This window comes from Variovorax sp. dw_954 (assembly GCF_018449755.1).
Taxonomy (GTDB): Bacteria; Pseudomonadota; Gammaproteobacteria; order Burkholderiales; family Burkholderiaceae_C; genus Variovorax.
This window is the reverse complement of the sequence record NZ_JAAVVD010000003.1, coordinates 401,789-423,742: the sequence shown is the minus strand read 5'-3', so window position 1 is coordinate 423,742 and position 21,954 is coordinate 401,789. Positions and strand designations below refer to the sequence as shown.

The following is a 21,954-nucleotide window of genomic DNA, read 5'->3' as shown; positions in this document are numbered from 1 at the left end:
AGCCTCAAGCATGGACCAGCGTGCCTTCGTCCTCGCCCATCACGACGCGCTTGAGCGCGCCATTCTTGAAAATCGAGAACACCTTGATCGGCAATTTCTGGTCGCGGCACAGCGCGAAAGCGGTGGCGTCCATGATGCCAAGATTCTGCGCGATCGCTTCGTCAAAGCTGAGCGTCGCATATCGCGTGGCGCTCGGGTCTTTCTTGGGGTCGGCGGTGTAGACGCCGTCGACCTTGGTGGCCTTCAGCACCAGTTCGGCACCGATCTCGGCGCCGCGCAACGCGGCCGCCGTGTCGGTGGTGAAGAAGGGATTGCCGGTGCCCGCCGCGAAGATCACGACCTTGCCCTCTTCGAGGTACTGCAGGGCCTTGGGACGCACGTAGGGCTCGACCACCTGCTCGATGGCGATCGCCGACATCACGCGTGCGGTCAGCCCCTGCTTGTTCATCGCGTCGGCCAATGCCAGCGCGTTCATCACGGTGGCCAGCATGCCCATGTAGTCGGCCGTCGCGCGGTCCATGCCGACCGAGCCGCCGGCCACGCCGCGGAAGATGTTGCCGCCGCCGATGACCACGGCGACTTCCACGCCCATGTTCACCACCTCGGCCACTTCCTCCACCATGCGGACGATCGTCGCGCGGTTGATGCCGAAGGCATCATCTCCCATCAGCGCCTCTCCCGACAGCTTCAACAAGATGCGCTTGTGGGCTGGGCGGGCATTGGGCATGAAGAGATTCCTTGAAGTGGTTGGCGGGGGGAGTTTAAGCGGGGGGAGAGTGACGGCACCGCACGTGCGGCGCCATCGGTCACGGCGGTCAGGCGGCAGGCTTTTCGCCCTTGGCGGCAGCCACCTGGGCAGCCACTTCGGCGGCGAAGTCGTCGACCTTCTTCTCGATGCCTTCGCCGACGATGAACATCGTGAAGCCCTTGATCGAGGTGCTGGCGGCCTTGAGCATCTGCTCGACGGTCTGCTTGTCGTTCTTCACGAAAGGCTGGTTGTGCAGCGAGACTTCCTTCAGGAACTTCTGCACGCCGCCTTCGACGCGCTTGGCAACGATCTCGGCCGATTGCGTCGGCTTGCCGGCAGCTTCGGCGACCTTGCGGTCTTCCTCGGCCTTGCCCATGGCAACGGCGCGCTCTTTCTCGATCAGGTCGGCAGGCACGTCGGCGGTCGACAGCGCGACCGGCTTCATGGCGGCGATGTGCATCGCGACGTCCTTGGCAGCCGTGTCGTCGCCTTCGAACTCGACCAGCACGCCGATGCGGGTGCCGTGCAGGTACGAAGCCAGCTTGGCGCCGGAATTGAAGTGCTTGAAGCGGCGGAACGTCATGTTCTCGCCGATCTTGCCGATCAGGCCCTTGCGCACGTCCTCGAGCGTCGGGCCGAAGCCGTCCTGCTCATAGGCAACTGCGCCCAGCGCGGCGACGTCGGCCGGGTTGTTCTTGGCAACCAGTTCGGCGGCGGCCTTGGCCATGGCCAGGAAGCTGTCGTTCTTGGTGACGAAGTCGGTTTCGCAGTTGATCTCGATCATGCCGCCGGAGGTGCCGTCGACGTAGGCGGTCACCACGCCTTCAGCGGTCACGCGAGCCGAGGCCTTGCCAGCCTTGTTGCCCAGCTTGATGCGCAGCAGCTCTTCGGCCTTTTCCATGTTGCCTTCGGCCTCGGTCAGGGCCTTCTTGCATTCCATCATGGGCGCGTCGGTCTTTGCGCGAAGTTCGCCGACCATGCTTGCGGTGATTGCAGCCATTTGATTTCTCCGGTTTTTCTCAGTATTCAGATTAAAAAAAGGGGCCACAAAGCCCCTTCTTCAGGCGCGCGTGAGCGCCTTATCAGGCGGAGGCGCCTTCTTCGACTTCAACGAACTCGTCGCTGTTGCCTTCGGCGATGGCCTTGACCACGTCGCCGGTGGCGCTGTTGCGGCCTTCGATGATCGCGTCGGCGATGCCGCGGGCGTACAGCGTGACGGCCTTCGACGAGTCGTCGTTGCCGGGAATCACGTAGTCGATGCCTTCAGGCGAGTGGTTCGAGTCGACCACGCCGATCAGCGGGATGCCGAGCTTCTTGGCTTCGGCGACGGCGATCTTGTGGAAGCCCACGTCGATCACGAAGATCGCGTCCGGCAGTGCAGCCATGTCCTGGATGCCACCGATGTCCTTTTCGAGCTTGGCGATTTCGCGCGAGAAAGTCAGTTGCTCCTTCTTGCTCAGCGAATCGAGACCGGCTTCCTGCTGGGCCTTCATGTCCTTCAGGCGCTTGATCGAAGTCTTGACCGTCTTGAAGTTGGTCAGCATGCCGCCGAGCCAGCGGGTGTCGACGAAAGGCACGCCGGCGCGGCGGGCTTCGGCTGCCACGATCTCACGGGCCTGGCGCTTGGTGCCGACCATCAGGATGGTGCCGCGGTTGGCGGTGAGTTGCTTGGCGTACTTCATCGCGTCCTGGAACATCGGAAGCGACTTTTCCAGGTTGATGATGTGGATCTTGTTGCGATGGCCGAAGATGTACGGGGCCATCTTGGGGTTCCAGAAGCGGGTTTGGTGACCGAAGTGGACACCGGCTTCCAGCATTTCGCGCATGGTGGTCGACATAGGAATAACTCCAAAGGTTGTGTCTTAAATCCAGCCCGTTTTGCTGTCACTTGCGAATGACGGCAACACCTTGAGTGGGCTGGTTTGCGGATGTGTTTCTAAACCGAAGGTTGCCTGAATTGTCCGGGTAGATCCGGATGGCGCCCTCTCAGCGAAACCCAAGGAGTATAGCATGGGGGCATGCACGACCTTCATGCCACACGCCTCGCGCTGCGCGCGGGCAGGACCGACGCGCGCGCCGAGATCGAGCACGCCATCGCAGCCGCCGGATCGCCGGCCTGCGCCCATGTCTTCACGCGCCCGATGTTCGACCAGGCGCGCGAAGACGCGGGTCGCGCCCGACCTGAACAGCCTCTCGCCGGGCTCGCCTTTTCGGCCAAGGACCTGTTCGACATCGAGGGGCAGGCGACGCCGGCCGGGTCCAAGGTGCTGGCTCACGCGCCGGCGGCAAAGGCCGATGCGCCTGCCGTCGCCCGCCTGCGTGCAGCCGGCGCGGCCCTCGTGGGCCGCACCAACATGACCGAGTTCGCCTTTTCGGGCGTGGGCGTGAACCCGCACCATGGAACTCCCGCCAATGCGAGCGATGCGGCCACGCCGCGCATTCCGGGCGGATCGTCCTCCGGCGCCGCCATCTCCGTGGCCACTGGGGCGGCCTTCATCGGCCTGGGCTCGGACACCGGCGGCTCGATCCGCATTCCGGCCGCGCTCAATGGCATCGTCGGCTTCAAGAGCACCGCCCGGCTCGTGCCGGCCGATGGCGCGCTGCCGCTGTCGACCACGCTCGACACCGTGTGCGCGATGACGCGCTCGGTGCGCGATGCGGTCATCGCCCACGAGGTCCTGGCTGCGCGCGGCGTCACGCGCGGCAACGCGCCGCTGGCCGCCTACCGCCTCGCCGTTCCCACCAACGTGTTCCTGGATGGCCTTGAACCGCCGGTCGCCGCCGCCTTCGACGGCGCCCTGGTTCGCCTGCGTACAGCCGGCGCCCGGGTCGAGGAGATCAGCCTGCCGCCGCTGGCCGACCTGCCCTCCATCAACGCGACGGGCGGCTTCTCGGCCGCCGAGGCCTATGCCTGGCATCGCCTGCTGCTCGAGCGCAGCGCGGCCGGCTACGACCCTCGGGTCGCCAGGCGCATCGTGAATGGCGCCCACATGAAGGCGCACGAATACATCGAGCTGGTCCATGCACGGCGCGCCTGGATCGAACGGATGGAAGGCTTGCTGTCGCCGTTCGACGCCCTGCTTTCCCCCACCCTGCCGATCACGGCGCCGACCATCGCCAGCGTGGCGCCCGGCGCCGAGCGGGACGACGAGTTCTTCCGCATCAACGGCTTGCTGCTGCGCAACCCGTCCATCATCAACATGCTTGACGGCTGCGCGATCTCGATCCCCTGCCCCGTGGGCGGGGGCTTGCCTGTCGGCTTGATGATCTGGCACGCCGCCTTGCATGACGACGCCGTGCTGGCGATCGCCGCCCAGGCCGAGCAGGCACTGCAAGCGGCGTAGCGCGCATCGGCATAGGTCCAATCGCGAGTGGTCAACGCCGCCCCCCGTTGCGGCGATGGCACAACGCCGCATCGAATCCGCCCCCGCCGTCCACCGCAGCGCCCCTCGCGTCGTCTATCCTCGGCGCTTGGCGCGCAACGCCGCGCCCTCTTCTGAATTTTCGAATCCAATGAAAATCGCAATCGTGGGCGCCGGCATCATCGGTGTCACCACTGCCTGGGAATTGGCCTGCGACGGTCACGAAGTCATGGTGTTCGAGCGCCGTGGCGCCGTCGCGGAAGAATCCAGCTTTGCCAACGCGGGCGTGGTTGCGCCCGGCTACATCACCCCTTGGGCCGCGCCTGGCATGCGCGCGAAGGTGCTGCGCTCGCTGCTGTCAAGGCACGGCGCCGTCAAGGTGCGCTGGCCGCTCGCCATGCGCGACTTCGCATTCATGAGCCGTTGGCAGCGCGCTTGCAAGCTCGAAACCTACCTGGCCAATCGCACCCGCATGCAACGGCTGGCTTTCTACAGCCGCACCCGCCTGCACGAGGTCACCGAGGCCTGCGAACTGAGCTACGAACGCAGCGACGGCTACATGGTGCTGTTGCGTTCCAAGCGAGACCTCAAGATGGTGCAGCCCGGCCTCGACGTCCTGCGTGCCGTGGGCACCAAGTTCCAGCAGCTCGATGCCGACGAGGCCCGCAACATCGAGCCCGCACTGAGCACCGAGACCTCGCTCAGCGGCGCCATTCACCTGCCCGACGACGAGGTCGGCAACTGCCGCCAGTTCGCGCTGCTGCTCAAGCGCGAGGCAGAGGCGCTCGGCGTTCAGTTCCATTTCGGCTGCGACATCGCACCGCTGTCGCGCGCCGCGCCGCGGGCCATCTCGCTCGCTGGTGGTTCCGAGGCGCATGAGTTCGACGCCATCGTGATGTGCGCCGGGGTCGACTCGGCCCGCATGCTGAAGCCCCTCGGCTTGCGGATCCCGCTCGCGCCTGTCTATGGCCACTCGATCAGCGCCAACATCCGCGAGCCGCTCAACGCCCCGCGCAGCGCAGTGATGGACGAGCGCTACAAGGTCGCCATCTCGCGGCTCGGCTTGCGCGTGCGCGTGGCTGGCAGCGCCGAACTCGGCGGCGCGCGCGACCAGGTCAATCCGGCCGCCCTGCGAACGCTGTACAAGGTGCTGCACGACTGGTTTCCCGGCGCGGTGACGCTGCAGGCCGGCGTGCAGCAATGGAAAGGTGCGCGCCCAATGCTGCCCGACGGTCCGCCGATCCTCGGACCCAGCGGCATACCCGGCGTCTGGCTCAACCTGGGGCACGGCTCCAGCGGCTGGGCGTTGTCCTGCGGGAGTGCGCGCGTGACGGCCGACCTGATCGGCGGCAACGATCCCGGCGTCGACCTCGAAGGCTTGGGCGTCGAACGCCTGCTGGTGCACTGATCCGCGCGGAGCATCGGGTGCTGCACATCACTTCATCGACCGTTGCAGACCTGTTCGACGTGGCGGGCACGCGCAGTCTGGAGCAGGCTGCGGCTGCGACGCTGGCGCCCCACACGCTGATGCAGCGGGCTGGCCTCGCTGTCGCCCGGCTGGCGATGGCGATCACGCCGCACGCGGGCACGATCTGGATTGCCTGCGGCCCCGGCAACAATGGTGGCGATGGACTGGAAGCAGCCGCGCAGCTGGCGCAGCGCGGCTTTGCGCCGGTCGTCACCTGGCTCGGCCATCCGGAACGCTCGCCACCGGATGCCCTGGCCTCGTTCCAACGCGCCCAAGCCGTGGGCGTGGCCTTCGCGGATTTGCCGCCAGCCACCTGGGATCTCGCGATCGATGCACTGCTCGGCATCGGCGCCAGTCGCCCGCCGGACGGCGCGATGGCGCAATGGCTTCGCCAGATGCACGCCGGGCCAGCGCCGGTTCTCAGCGTCGACGTGCCGTCGGGCCTGGACGCTGGCACGGGCTGCCTTGCGGCGGACACGATGCCACCAGGCGTCAACGGCGCTGCGCGCGTCTGCCTCAGCCTGCTGACCCTGAAGCCCGGCCTTTTCACCGCCCAGGGCCGGGATGCCGCCGGCGAAGTGTGGCTCGACGACTTGGGTTGCGATGCTTCCGCCGCGACGCCAGCGGCCCGGCTCGCCGGCGCGCCGCCTCCTCGACAACGCTTGCAGGCCTCGCACAAGGGCAGCTACGGCGACGTTGCCGTGATCGGCGGCGCAGCCGGCATGGCGGGTGCGGCATTGATGGCGGCTTCCGCGGCATTGCATGCCGGGGCGGGACGGGTCTTTGCGGGCCTGCTCGATGGCCGCGCGACATTGGACACTTCCCAACCCGAACTGATGCTGCGCGACCCCGCTTCGCTGGACTTGGGTCGGATGACAGCCGTCGTGGGATGCGGCGGCGGGGATGCCATACGCGCCTTGCTGCCCCGTGTGTTGTCGACGGCGCGTCAGGCGGTGATCGACGCCGACGCATTGAATGCCATCGCGTTGGATCCCGCGTTGCAGCGGTTGCTGGAAGCGCGCGGCCGCCGGGGTCAGCCGACCGTGCTCACCCCGCATCCACTGGAAGCCGCGCGCCTGCTGGGCGCCGGCACGTCCACGGTCCAGGCCGACCGCCTCCGCGCTGCGCAACAGTTGGCGGATCGCTTCGGCTCCACGGTCGTACTCAAGGGGTCGGGCACGGTGATCGCCGCGCCGGGCGAACGACCCTCCATCAACCTGACCGGCAATGCCCGCCTGGCTTCAGCAGGCACCGGCGACGTGCTCGCCGGCATGGTCGGCGCCGCCTTGGCGAGCGGCCTGCCGGCGCTGCCAGCCGCACGCGAAGCGGTTTGGCTGCACGGCCACCTGGCCGACCATTGGCCTGCCGAGGTGCCGCTCACCGCCGGCGCCCTGGCACGCGGCGGCGCACGCTAGTGCAGTGTTCCATTCTGTTTGGAGCTTAAGCGGCGGTTTGCGCGAATGACCTTCTGCAAGATGTCGCGGGCGCTCTTGGTCCAGATGAATGGCTTGGGGTTGATGTTGTGATGAGCGACGTATTCGTCGATGGCCTGGACGAGTTCGGGCACGCTGGTGAACACTCCCCGGCGCAATCGCTCGGTGGTGATGTCGCGGAAGAACCGCTCGACCATGTTCAGCCACGACGCCGAGGTGGGCGTGAAGTGCATGGTGAATCGGGGATGCTTGGCCAGCCACGCCTGCACGGCCGGATGCTTGTGCGTGGCGTAGTTGTCGGCGATCAGATGCAGCGACTTGCCTTTGGGTGTCTCGCGATCGATCTGGCGCAAAAACTTCAGCCACTCGACGTGGGTATGGCGCTGCTGGCACTGCCCGATGACCTGACCGTCCAGCACGTTGAGCGCGGCGAACAATGTGGTCGTTCCATGGCGCTTGTAGTCGTGCGTCATGGTGGCCGCACGCCCCTTCTTCAGCGGCAACCCGGGCTGCGTGCGGTCCAGCGCCTGCACTTGGCTCTTCTCGTCGCAGCACAGCACCAGTGCATGCTCGGGTGGGGACATGTACAGCCCCACGATGTCTTCGAGCTTTTCGACGAACTTCGGGTCACGCGAGACCTTGAAGCCGCGCACGATGTGCGGCTTCAAGCCGTGAGCGTGCCAGTGGCGCATGACCGTGCTGGCGCTCACGCCCAACTCGGCGCCCATCTTGCGCGTGCTCCAGTGCGTGGCCGCCTCGGGCGTGCTCCGGGTTGTCAGTTCCACCAGCCGCGCCGCGTCCACCTTCATCGGCGGCGCACCGCGCGGCAAATCGCGCTCGATGCCGGCCAGCCGGGATTGCACATAGCGCTCACGCCAACGCGCGACCTGAACGCGCCCGATGTCCAACTGTTCAGCGATGTCCTTGTTCTGGATTCCATCAGCCGCCAGCAGCACGATGCGCGCGCGCTGCGCCAGCCTCACGCTGGTGAGTTTGGATCGCACCAGTCGTGTCAACTCGGCGTGCTCTTCATCGCTCAACACTACTTCGGGGGCAACTCGCATGGGCTCTCTCCAACCTGGATGGCAGTAGAGCATGGGAGATGCCAATTTCATTTAAGTTCAATCAAGAATCGAACACTACACTAGAACGGGGATCAGCCGCGTCCCACGAAGGGCATCTTGGTCGCCATGATCGTGTGGAACAACACGTTGGCTTCCAGGGGCAGGTTGGCCATGTAGAGCACCGAACGTCCGACGATGTCCACGTCGATCACAGGCTCCACCGCGATCTCTCCATTGGCCTGAGGCACGCCGTTCGCCATGCGCCCGCCCATCGCAGTCATCGCATTGCCCACATCGACCTGGCCCACGGCGATGTCGTACTTGCGGCCGTCCAGCGACGCCGTCTTGGTCAGGCCCTGCACCGCGTGCTTGGTGGCGGTGTAGGCGATCGAATTGGGACGCGGCGTCGTCGCCGAGATCGAGCCGTTGTTGATGATCCGCCCACCGCGCGGCGACTGTGCCTTCATCGTCCGAAACGCCTGCTGGATGCAATAGAACATGCCGTTCAGGTTGATGTCCACGACACCCTTCCACTGTTGCGCGGTCCAGTCCTCGAACGGGCCGGGCGGGTTGCCGGTGCCGGCATTGTTGAACAGCAGGTCGACACGGCCGAATTGCTTCACCGCCGTTGCGAACAGCGCCTCGACGGATTGCGGATCGGCCACGTCGGTCGGCACCGCGATCACGCGCGAACCGGCGCCGGACTCGTCGGCAACGGCTTGCAAGGGCTCGGCCCGGCGCCCGGCCAACGCGACGCTCCAGCCGTCGCCCAGCAGGGCCAGTGCGGCGGCGCGCCCGATGCCGGTGCCGGCGCCGGTCACGACAGCGATGCGCGAGGTCGAGGTTGTCTCTGCAGTCATTCAGTCATCACTTTCTTCTTGGTTGGGTGTGGATCGGTCAAGGACGGCGCGGCTTGCGCCCTTTCATCTTGTTGGCGGCCTTCTTCACCGCCGACTTGAACGCCTGCATGGCGCTTTGCTGCGCGGGGCGATCGGTGCCAGCCATCACAGCGGCAGCGGCCTCGGCCTTGCTGTCGCTGTGCGAACGTGGCTGGCGCGACGAAGCCCGGGCAGAGGACCTGGAGGTCGAGCCGCCGCCGGGGCCGGACTTTTCCTTCACGCCCTTTTCCTTCATCGCCCGCGCGACGAGGTCCTCGCCTTCACGGATCAGGCGGAAGTCGATCTTTCGGCCGTCGAGGTCGACGCGGCTGACCTGCACCCGCACGCGCGTGCCGATGGCATAGCGGATGCCGGTGCGCTCTCCGCGCAGTTCCTGGCGCTGCTCGTCGAACTTGAAGTACTCGCCGCCGAGTTCGGTGATATGCACGAGGCCTTCCACATACATCGCATCGAGCGTGACGAAGATGCCGAAGGTCGTGGCCGCGCTCACCACGCCGCCGTATTCCTCGCCCAGGTGCTCGCGCATGTACTTGCACTTGAGCCAGGCCTCGACGTCGCGGCTCGCTTCGTCGGCGCGCCGCTCGTTGGCGCTGCAATGCAGGCCTGCAGCCTCCCACGCCTGCACTTCCTTGGTCGGCGCGACGGTGGCCTTGGCCGGCTTGGCGGTCGGCGCCTTCACGCGCGATGCAAGGCGCTTGGCCAGCTTGGCATGCGCCTCGCCGGGCGTGGGCAACATCGGCAACTGGTAGCGGCTCTTGCTCAAAATTGCCTTGATCACGCGGTGCACCAGCAAATCCGGGTAGCGCCGGATCGGGCTGGTGAAGTGCGTGTAGGCCTCGTAGGCGAGGCCGAAGTGGCCGCTGTTGATCGGCGTGTAGATCGCCTGCTGCATCGAGCGAAGCAGCATGGTGTGGATCTGCTGCGCGTCGGGGCGCTCCTTGGTGGCGTCGGCGATCGCCTGGAACTCGCCGGGCTTCGGATCGTCGGTGATCGACAGGCCCACACCCATGGCCTTGAGGTAGCCACGCAGGATTTCCTTCTTCTCCGGCGTCGGCCCTTCGTGCACGCGGTACAGACCCGGATGCTTGCCTTCGGCGATGAAGTCTGCACTGCAGACGTTGGCCGCGAGCATCGCTTCCTCAATGAGCCGGTGCGCCTCGTTGCGCGTGCGCGGCACGATCTTCTCGATGCGGCCCGCGTCGTCGCAGACGATCTGTGTCTCTGTCGTTTCGAAGTCCACGGCGCCGCGCTTGCCGCGCTGCTTGAGCAGGGCCTTGTAGACGTCGGACAGGTTGAGCAGGTCCTTGACCCGGTCCTTGCGCTTGGCCGCTTCCGGGCCGCGTGTGTTGGCGAGGATGGCAGCCACTTCCGTGTAGGTGAAGCGGGCGTGGCTGAACATCACGGCCGGGTAGAACTGGTAGGCGTAGATCTCGCCATCGGCAGCGACCAGCATGTCGCAGACCATGCACAGGCGCTCGACTTCCGGGTTGAGCGAGCAGAGGCCGTTGGACAGTTTCTCCGGCAGCATCGGAATGACGCGGCGCGGGAAGTAGACGCTGGTCGCGCGATCGTAGGCATCGATGTCGATGGCCGAGCCGGTCTGCACATAGGCACTGACATCGGCAATGGCCACCAGCAGGCGCCAGCCCTTCGCGCGGCCGACCTTCGCGGGCTCGCAGTAGACGGCATCGTCGAAGTCGCGTGCATCCTCGCCATCGATGGTGACGAGCGGCACGTCGGTGAGGTCGATGCGGCCCTTCTTGTCGGCGGGACGAACCTTGTCGGGCAGCGCCTTCGCGGCAGCGATGCAGGCTTCGGAGAATTCGTGCGGCACGCCGTACTTGCGCACAGCAATCTCGATCTCCATGCCTGGATCGTCAATCTCGCCGAGCACTTCCTTGACGCGTCCCACGGGCTGGCCGAACAGCGCAGGCGGTTCCGTCAGTTGCACGACCACGACCTGCCCGGTCTTGGCCGTGCCGGTCGCGCCCTTCGGAATCAGTACGTCCTGGCCATAGCGTTTGTCTTCCGGCGCGACGAGCCAGATGCCGCCTTCATGCAGCAGCCGTCCGATGATGGGTTGCTCCGGCCGCTCGACGATTTCAACGACCCGCCCCTCCGGACGCCCGCGTCGGTCTTGCCGCACGACACGCGCCTTGACGCGGTCCTTGTGCAGCACCGCGCGCATCTCGTTCGGGGGGAGGTAGATGTCAGCTTCGCCGTCGTCGCGCTGCACGAATCCGTGCCCGTCACGATGGCCTTGGACAGTTCCTTCAACTTCATCCAGCAAGCCGCTGGGATGGGTGCTATTTTTGATGATACAATCTCTTTCTACACTGAAATCAAAACATAACTGCTTATGCAGTCATGTGGGCCCAGATGGCGGAATTGGTAGACGCACTAGTTTCAGGTACTAGCGAGTAACATCGTGGAGGTTCGAGTCCTCTTCTGGGCACCAAGTTAAAAAGATCCCCTACCAGGATCTTGCAAATGAAGCCACCGGTCTCCGGTGGCTTTTTTGTTGCCTGAACGGCAGCGCCTCGGCGCATTTTTACAGCGCCCTCATACAGGCACCGCCACCAGGTCGTGGCCCTCGGCGCCGACGATGCGGGCACGGGTGAACTCACCGACCTTCAGCGTCTTGCTGATCTTCTCGGGCGGCAACAGGCGCACGACGCCGTCGATCTCCGGCGCATCCGCGTAACTGCGACCCACCCCGCCCTTGCGTCCCATGCCGGGCGCCGAATCGACCAACACCTGCATGCTCGCGCCGATACGGCGGCGCAGGCGCGCGATCGACACCGACTCCGCCACCTCCATGAACCGCGCACGGCGCGATTCGCGTTCGGCCTCGGGCAGCATGCCGGGAATCTCGTTCGCCGCCGCACCCGCCACCGGGCTGTAGGCAAAGCAACCCGCGCGGTCGATCTCGGCCTCGCGGATGAAGTCGAGCAGGTGTTCGAATTCTTCTTCGGTCTCGCCGGGAAAACCTGCAATAAAGGTGCTGCGGATCACCAACTCGGGGCAGATCTCCCTCCACTTGGCGATGCGCTCCAGGTTGCGCTCTCCGCTCGCCGGCCGCTTCATGCGCTTGAGCACTGCCGGATGACTGTGCTGCAGCGGCACGTCGAGGTACGGCAGGACCTGACCGCTGGCCATGAGCGGGATGACCTCGTCGACGCTCGGATACGGATACACGTAGTGCAACCGCACCCAGGCGCCATAAGGCTCCGCAATCTCGCCCAGCGATTTCACAAGGTCGAGCATGCGCGTCTTCACCGGCTTGCCGTTCCAGAAGCCCATGCGGTATTTGGTGTCGACACCGTAGGCCGAGGTGTCCTGGCTGATCACCAGCAGTTCCTTCACGCCGCCTTCGAACAAGGCCTTGGCCTCGTTCAGCACATCACCAATAGGACGCGAGACCAGATCGCCGCGCATCGACGGGATGATGCAGAAGGTACAACGATGGTTGCAGCCTTCGCTGATCTTCAGATAGGCGTAGTGCCGCGGGGTGAGCTTGAGGCCCGCGATGCCGAAGGTGTTCGGCACAAGGTCGATGAAAGGGTCGTGCGGCTTCGGCAGGTTGGCATGGACCGCATCCATCACCTCCTGCGTCGCATGCGGACCGGTGACTGCGAGCACGCTGGGGTGCATCTGGCGCACCATGTTGCCGCCGTCGGCACCGGACTTGGCGCCGAGGCAGCCGGTGACGATGACGCGGCCGTTGGCGGCCAGCGCTTCGCCGATGGTGTCGAGGCTCTCCTTCACCGCGTCATCGATGAAGCCGCAGGTGTTCACGATGACGATGTCAGCGCCCTCGAAAGTCTTCGAGGTCTCGTAGCCTTCTGCGCTCAGTTGGGTCAGGATCAGTTCGGAATCGGTCAGGGCCTTGGGGCATCCAAGGCTGACAAAGCCGACCTTGGGTGCGGCGGACGTGGCCGCGCGTTCGGGGAGTGCAACTTCGCTCATAACCCCGTATTGTCCCAGCTATCGCCGGTCGTGCCAGTTTCAGGGACGCTTGATGCCAAAGGCGCCCAGGACCTGCTCGGTGTTCTTCTGCATCTGCTCCTGCATCTGCAGGAAGACATTCTTGGACTGCTCGACGTAGTTGCCCATGAGGCCCTGCAGCATCGGCGACTGCATGCTCATGAAGTTGGCCCACATCTCGGGGGTGAGCCCTTGGGCCTTTTCCTTGAGCAGCGCCTGCATCTCGGTCATGGCCTGGATGTTCTTCTCCAGGTAGGGGCCCATGTATCCCTGCATGGCCTGGCCGTAGAAACGGATGATGCTGGCGAGCACCTGCTCTGTGAACATCGGTGCGCCGCCGGCCTCCTCTTCCAGGATGATCTGCAGCAGGATGCTGCGCGTCAGGTCGTCACCGCTCTTGGCGTCGCGCACCACGAATGATGCCTTTGACATGACAAGTTGCTTGACCTCCGCCAACGTGATGTAGGTGGAGGTGTCAGTGTCATAGAGCCGCCGATTCGGGTACTTCTTGATGACCCGTATGGCCGGCTTTCCACCGACTTTCTTACTCTGCACTAGATCTCCTTGAGGTCGGAAGCGACCACGCCCAAGGCATTCTAGGGAGCGGGTTTGCTGCACTGCGCCAAGGTTTACCCTGACGGACAGCGTCGTGAGTTTCGAGGGTTGCGAGGCTATTCGAGGGAGCTGGTGTACTCCGCGCCGCAGACCTTGCAGATCGCGGTTTCAGGGCGGTCTTCACTGGCCTCGCGGAAGTGCAAAGGGCTCTTGATGCCATTGAAAACCCAGCAGCGCGGGCAGTGCTCGTGGCCTGCGACGGGAAGGTAGGCGCGGGCTCGTTGCTCGGCACGTTCGCGCGTGACCGGCACGCCCTGGCGCACGGTGCGGGCGACTTCTTCGGCCGCCATGGTGCCGGCACGGCCACTGGCCCGGTCATTCAGGCCATACACCACGCGTGCAAATTCAAGCGGGGCCTGTCGCAGCAGGGAAGCGAGCCGAAGTTCTTCGGTCGCCGGATAAGGCGGCGTCGAGGGCATGATTCGCTTGGTTTCCGGGTTGTCACGAGAGACACTAAAGCTAACACAACCAGTGCTGCAAACGCCACTGAGCTAATGGGCTAACTACCTCGTGAGGTGGAGGATCGAATGATCCGCCAAAGGAAAAAGCCACTCGACCGAGTGGCTTTGATCCGTTCAACACCGAGAAATTTGGTAGGCCCAGACGAATTCGAATCGCCGACCTCTTCCATGTCAAGGAAGCGCTCTAACCAGCTGAGCTATGGGCCTGATGTGTGAAGCCATCGATTATAGCATGGGTTTTTGCGCCAGCCTAGCCAACGTCATCAACGACGGCGCGCGTGACGCACCCCGTCGACCATGCCGACGACGCCCAGGACTTGCGCGAGGCGCGCGGCGTCTGGAATCTCGACGGTGAAGGTCATCCACGCAGTGCCCTTGATCGACTGGGTCTGCACGCCGATCACATTCATCTTCTCCCGCGCAAAGACCTCCGAGATGTCCCGCAGGAGACCCTGGCGGTCCGACGCCTCCACGGCCACGTCGACGGCGTAGACGGCGCCCTCCTCCCCCTTCTTCGCGCCCCACTCGACCTCGATCACGCGCTCGGGATTCTGGGTGCGCATCGTGCGGAAGTTGCTGCAATCCGAACGATGGATGCTGACTCCGTGTCCGCGCGTGACGAATCCGCTGATGGCATCCGGCGGTGCCGGCCGACAGCATTTGGCAAGCTGGGTCATGAGCGACGACACGCCGACCACCAGCACGCCGCCCTGCACGGCCTTTTCATTGGCGCGCGGCTTGCGGATTTGCACTCCGTCGTCGGGGCTCGGCGGCGGTTCGGGCGGGCGCAGGAGGGTCTCGATGGTGCGCAAAGAGAACTCATCCTTGCCAACGACCTCGAACAGGTGATCTGCCGACTTGAAGCCGAGCCGGGACGCCAGGTCTTCCAGCTTGAGCGCCGTCTTTCCTTCGCGCTGCAGCAGTTTTTCGACAGCCTCGCGTCCGCGCGCCACGGTCTCGTGCGTGACCTGGGCATTGAACCAGGCGCGAACCTTGGCACGCGCCCGATGGCTGGCCAGGTACCCGAGTTCGGCGTTGAGCCAGTCGCGCGAAGGGCCACCCTCCTTGGCCGCGATGATCTCGACCGTCTGGCCGTTCTGCAGCGGCGTGTTGAGCGGCACCATCGCGCCGTCGATGCGCGCGCCGCGGCAACGGTGGCCCAGGCTGGTATGCACCGTGTATGCGAAATCGACCGCCGTCGCGCCTTGCGGCAATTCGACGATGGCGGCGTCGGGCGTCAGCACGTAAATGCGGTCGTCGAACAGGCCCTGCCCTTGCTGGCCGCCGGACAGGTCGCGTTCCCATGCCAGCAGTTGGCGCAGCACGGCGATCTTGGCGTCGTACTCGCCGCCGGCCCACACGCCGACATAGCCCTTGGGACCCGCCTCCTTATAGGCCCAGTGCGCGGCGACGCCATGTTCGGCATGGTCGTGCATTTCCTCCGTGCGGATCTGGATCTCGATGGGCTTGCCCGCGACGCCGTCCACCACCTCACGCACCACCGTGTGCAGCGACTGGTACCCGTTCGCCTTCGGGCGCGCGATGTAGTCGTCGAACTCGGCATCGATCGGCTGGAAGTGCGAATGCACCCAGGCCAGTGCGGCGTAGCAGTCCTTCACGTCCTTCACCACCACGCGGAGGGCGAGGATGTCGAACACCTGCGCAAAGTCGAGCGACTTGCCGCGCATCTTCTTGACGATGCTGAAGATGTTCTTCGGGCGGCCTTGCACCTTGGCCGGCACGCCTTGCGACTGCAGGTCCGCTTCGAGTCGAAGGCGCAACTGCTCGACGTAGCCTTCGCGCTCACGGCGCTTTTCATCGAGCAGGCGCGCGATGAGCTTGTAGGTTTCGGGTTCGAGAAAGCGAAACGACAGGTCCTCGATTTCCCACTTGACCTGCCAGATGCCCAGGCGGTTGGCCAATGGTGCAAACACCTGCAACGACTCGCGCGCCACGCTTTCCGCCACGGGCCGCTTGCTGGCCGCGGCGTAGCGCAGCGTCTGCAGCCGCGAGGCGAGCCGCAGCATCACCACGCGCAGGTCGCGTGAGAACGCGAGCAGCATCTTGCGCACGTTCTCCGTCTGGTTGCTGGCGCCGTCGGTGTGCGCGCCGACGGCGGCCGAACGGGTCTGCTTCTGGACATGGACCAGCTTGGTCGTCTCGACCGCCAGCGCGGCAAAGTTGTCGCCGAACACCTTGGCGATCACTTCGAGCGGACGGTTCAGGTGCTGGCACGAATAGACCAGGTAACTGGCCGCCTGCATCGCCTCCGAGCCGCCCATCGCGGCGACGATGGCCGCGACGGCGTCGGCATGGGCCATCGTGTTCTCGCCGGTGTCGAGCGTCTCGTCGGCGATCAGCGGTTCGGCGAACGCGCGGGCGCGCGCCAGCATGTTGGCCTGCACGGGCGTCTTGTCGGCCGTGGCGGCGGACAGGGGGTAGTCGACGACCATCGACTCCGATGATTTTCCGGGGACAGGACTGCCGAGTTCGCGCTTCACGGGGAAAGCAGGAACGAATTGACCGCGTCGTGCTGATCCGGCGCCACGAGGGTCGGTGCATGTCCGATACCCTCGAATTCGACGAGCTTGGCGCGAGGGCCGCGCTGCGTCATGGCTTGCGCCGTCGCAGGAGAGAGCAGATCCGACACCGCGCCGCGCAGCAACAGGGTTTGCGCGGTGATGCCGTCATAGAGAGACCACATGACGGCTTCGGATTGAGCGATGCCTTCCGGCGTGAGCGCGCGCAGGGGCGCGCCGATCGACGGGTCGTAGTGCAGCAGGAAGGCATGGTCCTCGGGGTCGGCTTCGGGCGTGACCTTGGCGCGCCCGTCGGCGCTGCGCCGCGAGGCCGGTACCACCATGTGGCGGGACAGCTCCATCCACTGTGTCGGCGTGTGCGGGCCGAATGTCGTCGAGATCGACCACATCGCGGCAGCAGCGTCGGCCACCGAGGCGAATCGCCCGCTCTGGCCCACGTAGGCGCTGATGCGCTTGATCGCCTCCGGATTGATGACCGGGCCGACGTCGTTGAGCACCAGGCGACGGATCGGCGCCGGCAATGGCAGTTCATGATTGCCCGTGAGCACCATGCCGATCAGGCCGCCCATGCTGGTGCCGACGTAGTCGAAGGTGGCGATGGGTTGTTCGCGCTGCAATTGCGCGAGCAGCGCGAGCATGTCGGCCGCATAGAGCGGAAGCTGGTACTCGTTGGGGTCGCGCAGCCAGTCGCTCGCGCCGCGGCCCACGACATCGGGGCAAACCACGCGCACGTTGCCGTCGGCGCGCGCGAGCAAAGCCTTGACGAGTTCATCGAAATCTCGCCCTTGCCGGGTGAGGCCATGCACGCACATCACGAGGTGCGGACTTGCGGGATTTCCCCATTGCCACCAAGCCATGCGGTGGCCGCCTGCCGCGTCGTTACAGGGGATGAAATGGAGGGTGGGTTCGGTCATGAAAAGAGGCCGCTGCGGCTGCTGGTAATCTTGTCGATGCATCCTAATTCATCCGGAGATTGATCAACATGCTCAAAGGCAAGACCGCCCTCGTGACGGGGTCCACCAGTGGTATCGGACTGGGTATCGCGAAAGCATTCGCGCAACAAGGCGCGAACATCGTGCTCAACGGTTTCGGTGACGCGGAAGGACCGCGGTCGCAAGTTGCCGCGCTGGGCGTGCAAGTCGAGTACCACGGCGCGGACATGAGCAAGCCGGACCAGATCGAGGACATGATGAAGTTCGCCGCGTCGAAGTTCGGCCGGGTCGACATCCTGGTGAACAACGCCGGCATCCAGTACGTCGCCAATGTCGAGGACTTTCCGGCGGAGCGCTGGGACGCCATCATCGCCATCAACCTGACGAGCGCCTTCCACACCACGCGTCTTGCCGTGCCGGCCATGCGCCAGGCCAACTGGGGGCGCATCGTGAACATCGCCTCCGCACATGGTCTGGTGGCTTCGGCACAGAAGTCGGCCTACGTGGCGTCCAAGCACGGGATCGTCGGCTTCACCAAGTCGGTGGCGCTGGAAACGGCCAGGACCGGGGTGACCTGCAATGCGATCTGCCCCGGCTGGGTGCTGACGCCACTGGTCCAGAAGCAGATAGACGATCGCGCCGCGCGCGAAGGTATTTCGGTGAGCCAGGCGCAGGAAGAACTCCTGGGCGAGAAGCAGCCATCGCTGCAGTTCACGACGGTCGATCAGCTCGGCGGGCTCGCCGTGTTCCTGTGCTCTCCGGCGGCCGATCAGGTGCGCGGCGTGGCCTGGCAGATGGACGGCGGCTGGACGGCGCAGTAGCAGGGCGACCGCGCCCTGCGAAGCGCCGACGGTCCCCAAGGTCAGGCCGCGCCGGCCCTCGCGGGATCGAAGCTCAAGCCGCATCAACCGCAGCGGCGGTCACTTCAACTGCACGGAGCCGGACACGTTGACCACGACGCTGGTCTTGCCGGCCTCGATCGGCACCGCCGAATCAGACGCCATCGACTTGGCCTGCGCGGCCATCATGCGCGGGCGAATCGGGTCGCCGCTGCTCGCGTTGACCGACACCTCACGCAGCGTGTAGCCGGCGAAGCCGAAACCCTTCGCGAGTTCGTCGGCCTTCTGCTTGAAGGCGTTGATGGCGAGCGTCTGGGCTTCGGCCTCCACCTTGGTGCGCTGTTCGCGGCTCAGCGCGAATCCGACGTTGCCCACCGTGAGCGTGGTGATCCGGCCTGCCACCTGGGTGATGCGGGGAAAGTCGCGCCCTTCGAGCACGAGTTCGGCATAGCCGGCCCAGCCGCTGATCTTGCCGTCGCGCGTGTAGCGGGGGGCCAGGTTGAAGTTCCCGGTGCGGACATCGAGTTGCCCGGGCTGCGCGTTCTTGCGCGCTTCCACCAGCGCGGCGTCGAGGGCGCTCTTGAGTTGTCCCTGGATGGCGGCGGCGTCGGCGCCGTCACGCGTGGTGGACAGCGTCATGCTCAGCAGGTCTTGCTGCACTTCGACCGTGCCGCTGGCGGACAACTGCAGGACGTTCTGGGGCGGCGGGGTCTGCGCGGAGGCCGCGCTGGCGCCGGCCAGCACGGCACAGGCCGCGATCCATCGAATGGCGTTCAAGGGGTGGACTTTCGAGTGGGAGGCGCAGGCGTCAATCAGGGCCGCTGGTTTCGCTCCGTGCCCGGGAGCGTACGGATGGGCTGGGCGTCGGCGATCGGAGTCGCGGTGGGCGCAAGAGCGGGCGCGGGAATGATGCGCCCGGCCGATTGCGATTCGGCCGGGCGGGGTGGAGATGCATTGGCGGATTCGGACCACTGCCGTCGCACTTGTTGCCGCAGTTCGAGGCGCTCGGCGGGGTTGAGATGGCGCCCCGCCATCGCGTCCTCGCGTTGGACCTGGGCCACCTGCGCGGCGCGGTTCAACTGGACTGCAGTGCGCAATTCGCTGCGGTGGGCGCTTTCGCCGACGACCACTTCGTGCGTCGCATGCGCGTGCGCACAGACGGCGACGAGGACCAGGGACAAGGTTCTGAGGACGGGCTGCATTGGGTGCCAAAAGTCTTAACAGACCCACTCTGCCACCGTCAACGGCCAGGCTGGGAGAGGTAAAGCATGCTTCCGCAAGTTTTGTAACTTAGTGTCAGACAAATGCCAAAACTACCTCAATGGGGTGACAACGCATACAGAATCAGCGTTGTTACAAATTCACCGTTGCTGAAATGACTCAAGTTCCTGCCCGCACCGACAAGATCGTCATCGTCGACGACGACGCCCGCATCCGAGATCTGCTGCGCCGGTACCTGACGCAAGAAGGGTTCGAAGTGATCGTCGCGGAGGACGGCAAGGCGCTGAATCGAATCCTGTTGCGCGACACCGTGGACCTGATCGTGCTGGACTTGATGATGCCGGGCGAAGACGGCCTCTCGGTCTGCCGCCGCCTGCGCGCCGCCAACGACCGCACGCCCATCATCATGCTGACCGCCAAGGGCGAGGACGTGGACCGCATCGTCGGCCTGGAAGTCGGCGCGGACGATTACCTGGGCAAGCCTTTCAATCCGCGCGAACTGCTGGCGCGCGTGCACGCGGTGCTGCGTCGGCGGCCGCCGCTGGAAGCGCCCGGTGCGCCTTCGACCGACAACGAGACGGTGAATTTCGGCCCCTTCAGCTTCGACCTCGGTTCGCGCACGCTGCGCAAGGACGGCGAGGAGCTCTCCCTCACCACCGGCGAGTTCGCCATGCTCAAGGCACTGGTGCGCCATCCGCGCCAGCCGCTGTCGCGTGAAAAGCTGGCCCAGCTGGCGCGCGGCCGCGAATTCGAGCCTTTCGACCGCAGCCTGGACGTGCAGATCTCGCGCTTGCGCAAGCTGGTTGAATCCGACGCCGCGGCGCCACGCTATATCCAGACGGTCTGGGGCGTCGGCTACGTCTTCGTGCCGGACGGCACGACCTGAGCAGCGTGCCTCCACCCACCGGACCCCGGACCACACAAGGCGCCCCGCTGCCCGAAGACAGCTCGCAGCTGACCCTGCCGAGCCCGCTCGAGAGCGTCGGGTCGGCTTCGCGCGGCGCGCGGCTGAAGGTCGGCTTCAGCCTGTTCTGGCGCACCTTCTTCCTGCTGGCGCTGTTGCTGGTCGGCAGCACCGTGGCCTGGCTGCAGACCTTCCGGCAACTCGAGTACGAGCCGCGCGCCATCCAGACGGCGCACCAGATCGCCTCGCTGGTCAACCTGACGCGGGCGGCGCTGGTGTATTCGGACGCGATCACGCGCGTGTCGCTGATCAAGACCCTGGCCGACCAGGAAGGCGTACGCATCCTGCCGCGCGAACCCGTCGATCGCTTCGAGCCCTACACCAGCGGCACGCTGGACGAGCGCGTGACGGAGGAACTGATCGACCGGCTCGGCGAAGGAACGGTGGTCGCGAGCCAGGTCAACAACCAGGCGGGACTGTGGATCGGCTTCACGATCGAGACGGACAACTACTGGCTGCTGCTCGACCCGACGCGCTTCAGCCGGGTTGGCGGGCGCACCTGGCTGGTCTGGCTGATCACGGCGATGGCCCTGTCGCTGGCCGGCGCCGCCTTGATCACGCGATTCATCAACCGGCCGCTGAGCCAGTTGTCGCGGGCGGCGCGCGAGGTGCGCGACGGCGAGTACGAGGCGCACCGGCTCGACGAGCGCGCCCGCACCAACGAGATCCGCGCGGTGAACATCGGCTTCAACCGCATGGCCGACCAGCTGGCCAAGATCGAGCAGGACCGCGCGGTAATGCTGGCCGGCATTTCGCACGACCTGCGCACGCCGCTGGCGCGCCTGCGGCTCGAGACCGAGATGAGCGTGGAAGACGAGGACGCGCGTGCGCACATGGCCGCCGACATCGCCCAGCTCGATTCGATCATCGACAAGTTCCTGGACTACGCGCGGCCGGACCACGTGGACTTCAAGCCGGTGATGCTGCGCGACGTGATCGACGCCTGCACCTATGCCGTGCAGGACCATGAGGACGTGAAGATCAAGGTCGACGTGGCGCCCGACCTGGCGGTGATGGCGGACGAAGTGGAGCTGACGCGGGTGATCTCGAACCTGGTGGAGAACGCGCGGCGCTACGGCAAGTCGCCGGCCAGCGGCGTGGCGGACATCAACATCCAGGCGCAGGCGCACAACGACGCGGTGCTGATCAAGGTGCGCGACCATGGTGCGGGCGTGGCACCCGCACTGCTGTCGCAGTTGACCAAGCCGTTCTTCCGGGGCGATGCAGCGCGGACCTCGGCTGCGGGGGCGGGGCTGGGCCTGTCGATCGTGGCGAAGAACATCGATCGCATGGGCGGGACCTTTGCACTCACCAGTACGCCGGGGCGCGGGTTGGCGGCGCATATCCGGATGCCGCGGGCGGCCGCCGGCGTCAAGCCGTCGGTGCCGAAGCAAGCCGCTTAGCTCTATTCAGAGCGGCTG

The 21,954-nt window shown here is 65.6% G+C and carries 19 protein-coding genes and 2 tRNA genes; 7 read left to right on the top strand and 14 right to left on the bottom strand.

The features are described 5' to 3' along the window. Positions 1-4: 4 nt before the first annotated feature. The 3 genes from pyrH to rpsB all read right to left on the bottom strand — a co-directional run bounded on the left by pyrH (position 5) and on the right by rpsB (position 2,586). Positions 5-727, bottom strand: a complete 723-nt coding sequence (gene pyrH / locus HB681_RS08100; protein ID WP_213954278.1) for a UMP kinase — start codon at positions 725-727, stop codon at positions 5-7. Positions 728-815: 88 nt separating this feature from the next. Continuing rightward, a complete protein-coding gene (gene tsf / locus HB681_RS08095) occupies positions 816-1,748 on the bottom strand; it encodes a translation elongation factor Ts (RefSeq protein ID WP_213954277.1) in 933 nt (310 codons plus the stop codon). Between the two features lie 82 nt (positions 1,749-1,830). After that, a complete protein-coding gene (rpsB, locus tag HB681_RS08090; RefSeq protein WP_213954276.1) occupies positions 1,831-2,586 on the bottom strand; it encodes a 30S ribosomal protein S2 in 756 nt (251 codons plus the stop codon). 180 nt (positions 2,587-2,766) lie between these two features. Between rpsB and HB681_RS08085 the strand changes: the two genes are divergently transcribed. The 3 genes from HB681_RS08085 to HB681_RS08080 all read left to right on the top strand — a co-directional run bounded on the left by HB681_RS08085 (position 2,767) and on the right by HB681_RS08080 (position 6,993). Then, positions 2,767-4,092 (top strand): amidase, encoded by a 1,326-nt coding sequence (locus HB681_RS08085; RefSeq protein ID WP_213954275.1) that lies wholly within the window; start codon positions 2,767-2,769, stop codon positions 4,090-4,092. Between the two features lie 169 nt (positions 4,093-4,261). After that, positions 4,262-5,518, top strand: coding sequence for a D-amino acid dehydrogenase (locus HB681_RS37990; protein WP_256734852.1), 1,257 nt, complete (start codon positions 4,262-4,264; stop codon positions 5,516-5,518). A gap of 17 nt (positions 5,519-5,535) precedes the next feature. Then, entirely contained in the window at positions 5,536-6,993 is a 1,458-nt protein-coding gene (locus tag HB681_RS08080) for an NAD(P)H-hydrate dehydratase (RefSeq protein ID WP_345944642.1), read from the top strand. Here HB681_RS08080 and HB681_RS08075 read toward each other — a convergent pair. The 3 genes from HB681_RS08075 to rnr form a co-directional block, all read right to left on the bottom strand. Next, entirely contained in the window at positions 6,990-8,075 is a 1,086-nt protein-coding gene (locus tag HB681_RS08075; protein WP_213954273.1) for an IS630 family transposase, read from the bottom strand. The genes HB681_RS08080 and HB681_RS08075 overlap by 4 nt on opposite strands. A gap of 92 nt (positions 8,076-8,167) precedes the next feature. Further along, complete coding sequence (locus tag HB681_RS08070) at positions 8,168-8,935, bottom strand: SDR family oxidoreductase (protein WP_213954272.1); 768 nt, start codon at positions 8,933-8,935, stop codon at positions 8,168-8,170. 37 nt (positions 8,936-8,972) lie between these two features. Beyond that, positions 8,973-11,264 carry a ribonuclease R gene (gene rnr, locus HB681_RS08065; protein ID WP_213954271.1) on the bottom strand — a complete coding sequence of 764 codons (2,292 nt, stop codon included), beginning with the start codon at positions 11,262-11,264 and terminating at the stop codon, positions 8,973-8,975. 83 nt (positions 11,265-11,347) lie between these two features. Here rnr and HB681_RS08060 point away from each other — a divergent pair. Then, positions 11,348-11,432: transfer RNA gene (locus HB681_RS08060), tRNA-Leu, on the top strand. 104 nt (positions 11,433-11,536) lie between these two features. Here HB681_RS08060 and rimO read toward each other — a convergent pair. The 6 genes from rimO to HB681_RS08030 all read right to left on the bottom strand — a co-directional run bounded on the left by rimO (position 11,537) and on the right by HB681_RS08030 (position 17,491). Continuing rightward, positions 11,537-12,943, bottom strand: a complete 1,407-nt coding sequence (gene rimO / locus HB681_RS08055; RefSeq protein WP_213954270.1) for a 30S ribosomal protein S12 methylthiotransferase RimO — start codon at positions 12,941-12,943, stop codon at positions 11,537-11,539. Between the two features lie 39 nt (positions 12,944-12,982). Then, positions 12,983-13,516 carry a polyhydroxyalkanoate synthesis repressor PhaR gene (gene phaR, locus HB681_RS08050; RefSeq protein WP_213954269.1) on the bottom strand — a complete coding sequence of 178 codons (534 nt, stop codon included), beginning with the start codon at positions 13,514-13,516 and terminating at the stop codon, positions 12,983-12,985. Positions 13,517-13,632: 116 nt separating this feature from the next. Then, positions 13,633-13,995 (bottom strand): hypothetical protein, encoded by a 363-nt coding sequence (locus HB681_RS08045; protein WP_213954268.1) that lies wholly within the window; start codon positions 13,993-13,995, stop codon positions 13,633-13,635. A gap of 172 nt (positions 13,996-14,167) precedes the next feature. After that, positions 14,168-14,244: transfer RNA gene (locus tag HB681_RS08040), tRNA-Val, on the bottom strand. A gap of 56 nt (positions 14,245-14,300) precedes the next feature. Further along, positions 14,301-16,490 carry a bifunctional (p)ppGpp synthetase/guanosine-3',5'-bis(diphosphate) 3'-pyrophosphohydrolase gene (locus tag HB681_RS08035; RefSeq protein WP_213954324.1) on the bottom strand — a complete coding sequence of 730 codons (2,190 nt, stop codon included), beginning with the start codon at positions 16,488-16,490 and terminating at the stop codon, positions 14,301-14,303. A gap of 44 nt (positions 16,491-16,534) precedes the next feature. Further along, positions 16,535-17,491 (bottom strand): alpha/beta hydrolase, encoded by a 957-nt coding sequence (locus HB681_RS08030; RefSeq protein ID WP_213954267.1) that lies wholly within the window; start codon positions 17,489-17,491, stop codon positions 16,535-16,537. A gap of 68 nt (positions 17,492-17,559) precedes the next feature. On the opposite strand from HB681_RS08030, the gene HB681_RS08025 reads away from it, so the two are divergent. Continuing rightward, positions 17,560-18,330: a 3-hydroxybutyrate dehydrogenase gene (locus HB681_RS08025; protein WP_213954266.1), complete on the top strand. Its 771-nt coding sequence runs from the start codon at positions 17,560-17,562 to the stop codon at positions 18,328-18,330. 99 nt (positions 18,331-18,429) lie between these two features. On the opposite strand, the gene HB681_RS08020 is transcribed toward HB681_RS08025, so the two are convergent. Together HB681_RS08020 and HB681_RS08015 are read right to left on the bottom strand one after the other, a co-directional pair. Continuing rightward, positions 18,430-19,116 carry an SIMPL domain-containing protein gene (locus tag HB681_RS08020; protein ID WP_345944644.1) on the bottom strand — a complete coding sequence of 229 codons (687 nt, stop codon included), beginning with the start codon at positions 19,114-19,116 and terminating at the stop codon, positions 18,430-18,432. A gap of 44 nt (positions 19,117-19,160) precedes the next feature. Then, entirely contained in the window at positions 19,161-19,529 is a 369-nt protein-coding gene (locus tag HB681_RS08015) for a hypothetical protein (protein WP_213954264.1), read from the bottom strand. 194 nt (positions 19,530-19,723) lie between these two features. Between HB681_RS08015 and ompR the strand changes: the two genes are divergently transcribed. Both ompR and HB681_RS08005 read left to right on the top strand, forming a co-directional pair. After that, complete coding sequence (gene ompR, locus HB681_RS08010; protein WP_213954263.1) at positions 19,724-20,455, top strand: two-component system response regulator OmpR; 732 nt, start codon at positions 19,724-19,726, stop codon at positions 20,453-20,455. Between the two features lie 74 nt (positions 20,456-20,529). Then, on the top strand, positions 20,530-21,936 hold the full coding sequence (locus HB681_RS08005; protein WP_213954323.1) for a sensor histidine kinase: 1,407 nt from the start codon (positions 20,530-20,532) through the stop codon (positions 21,934-21,936). Positions 21,937-21,954 lie beyond the last annotated feature (18 nt).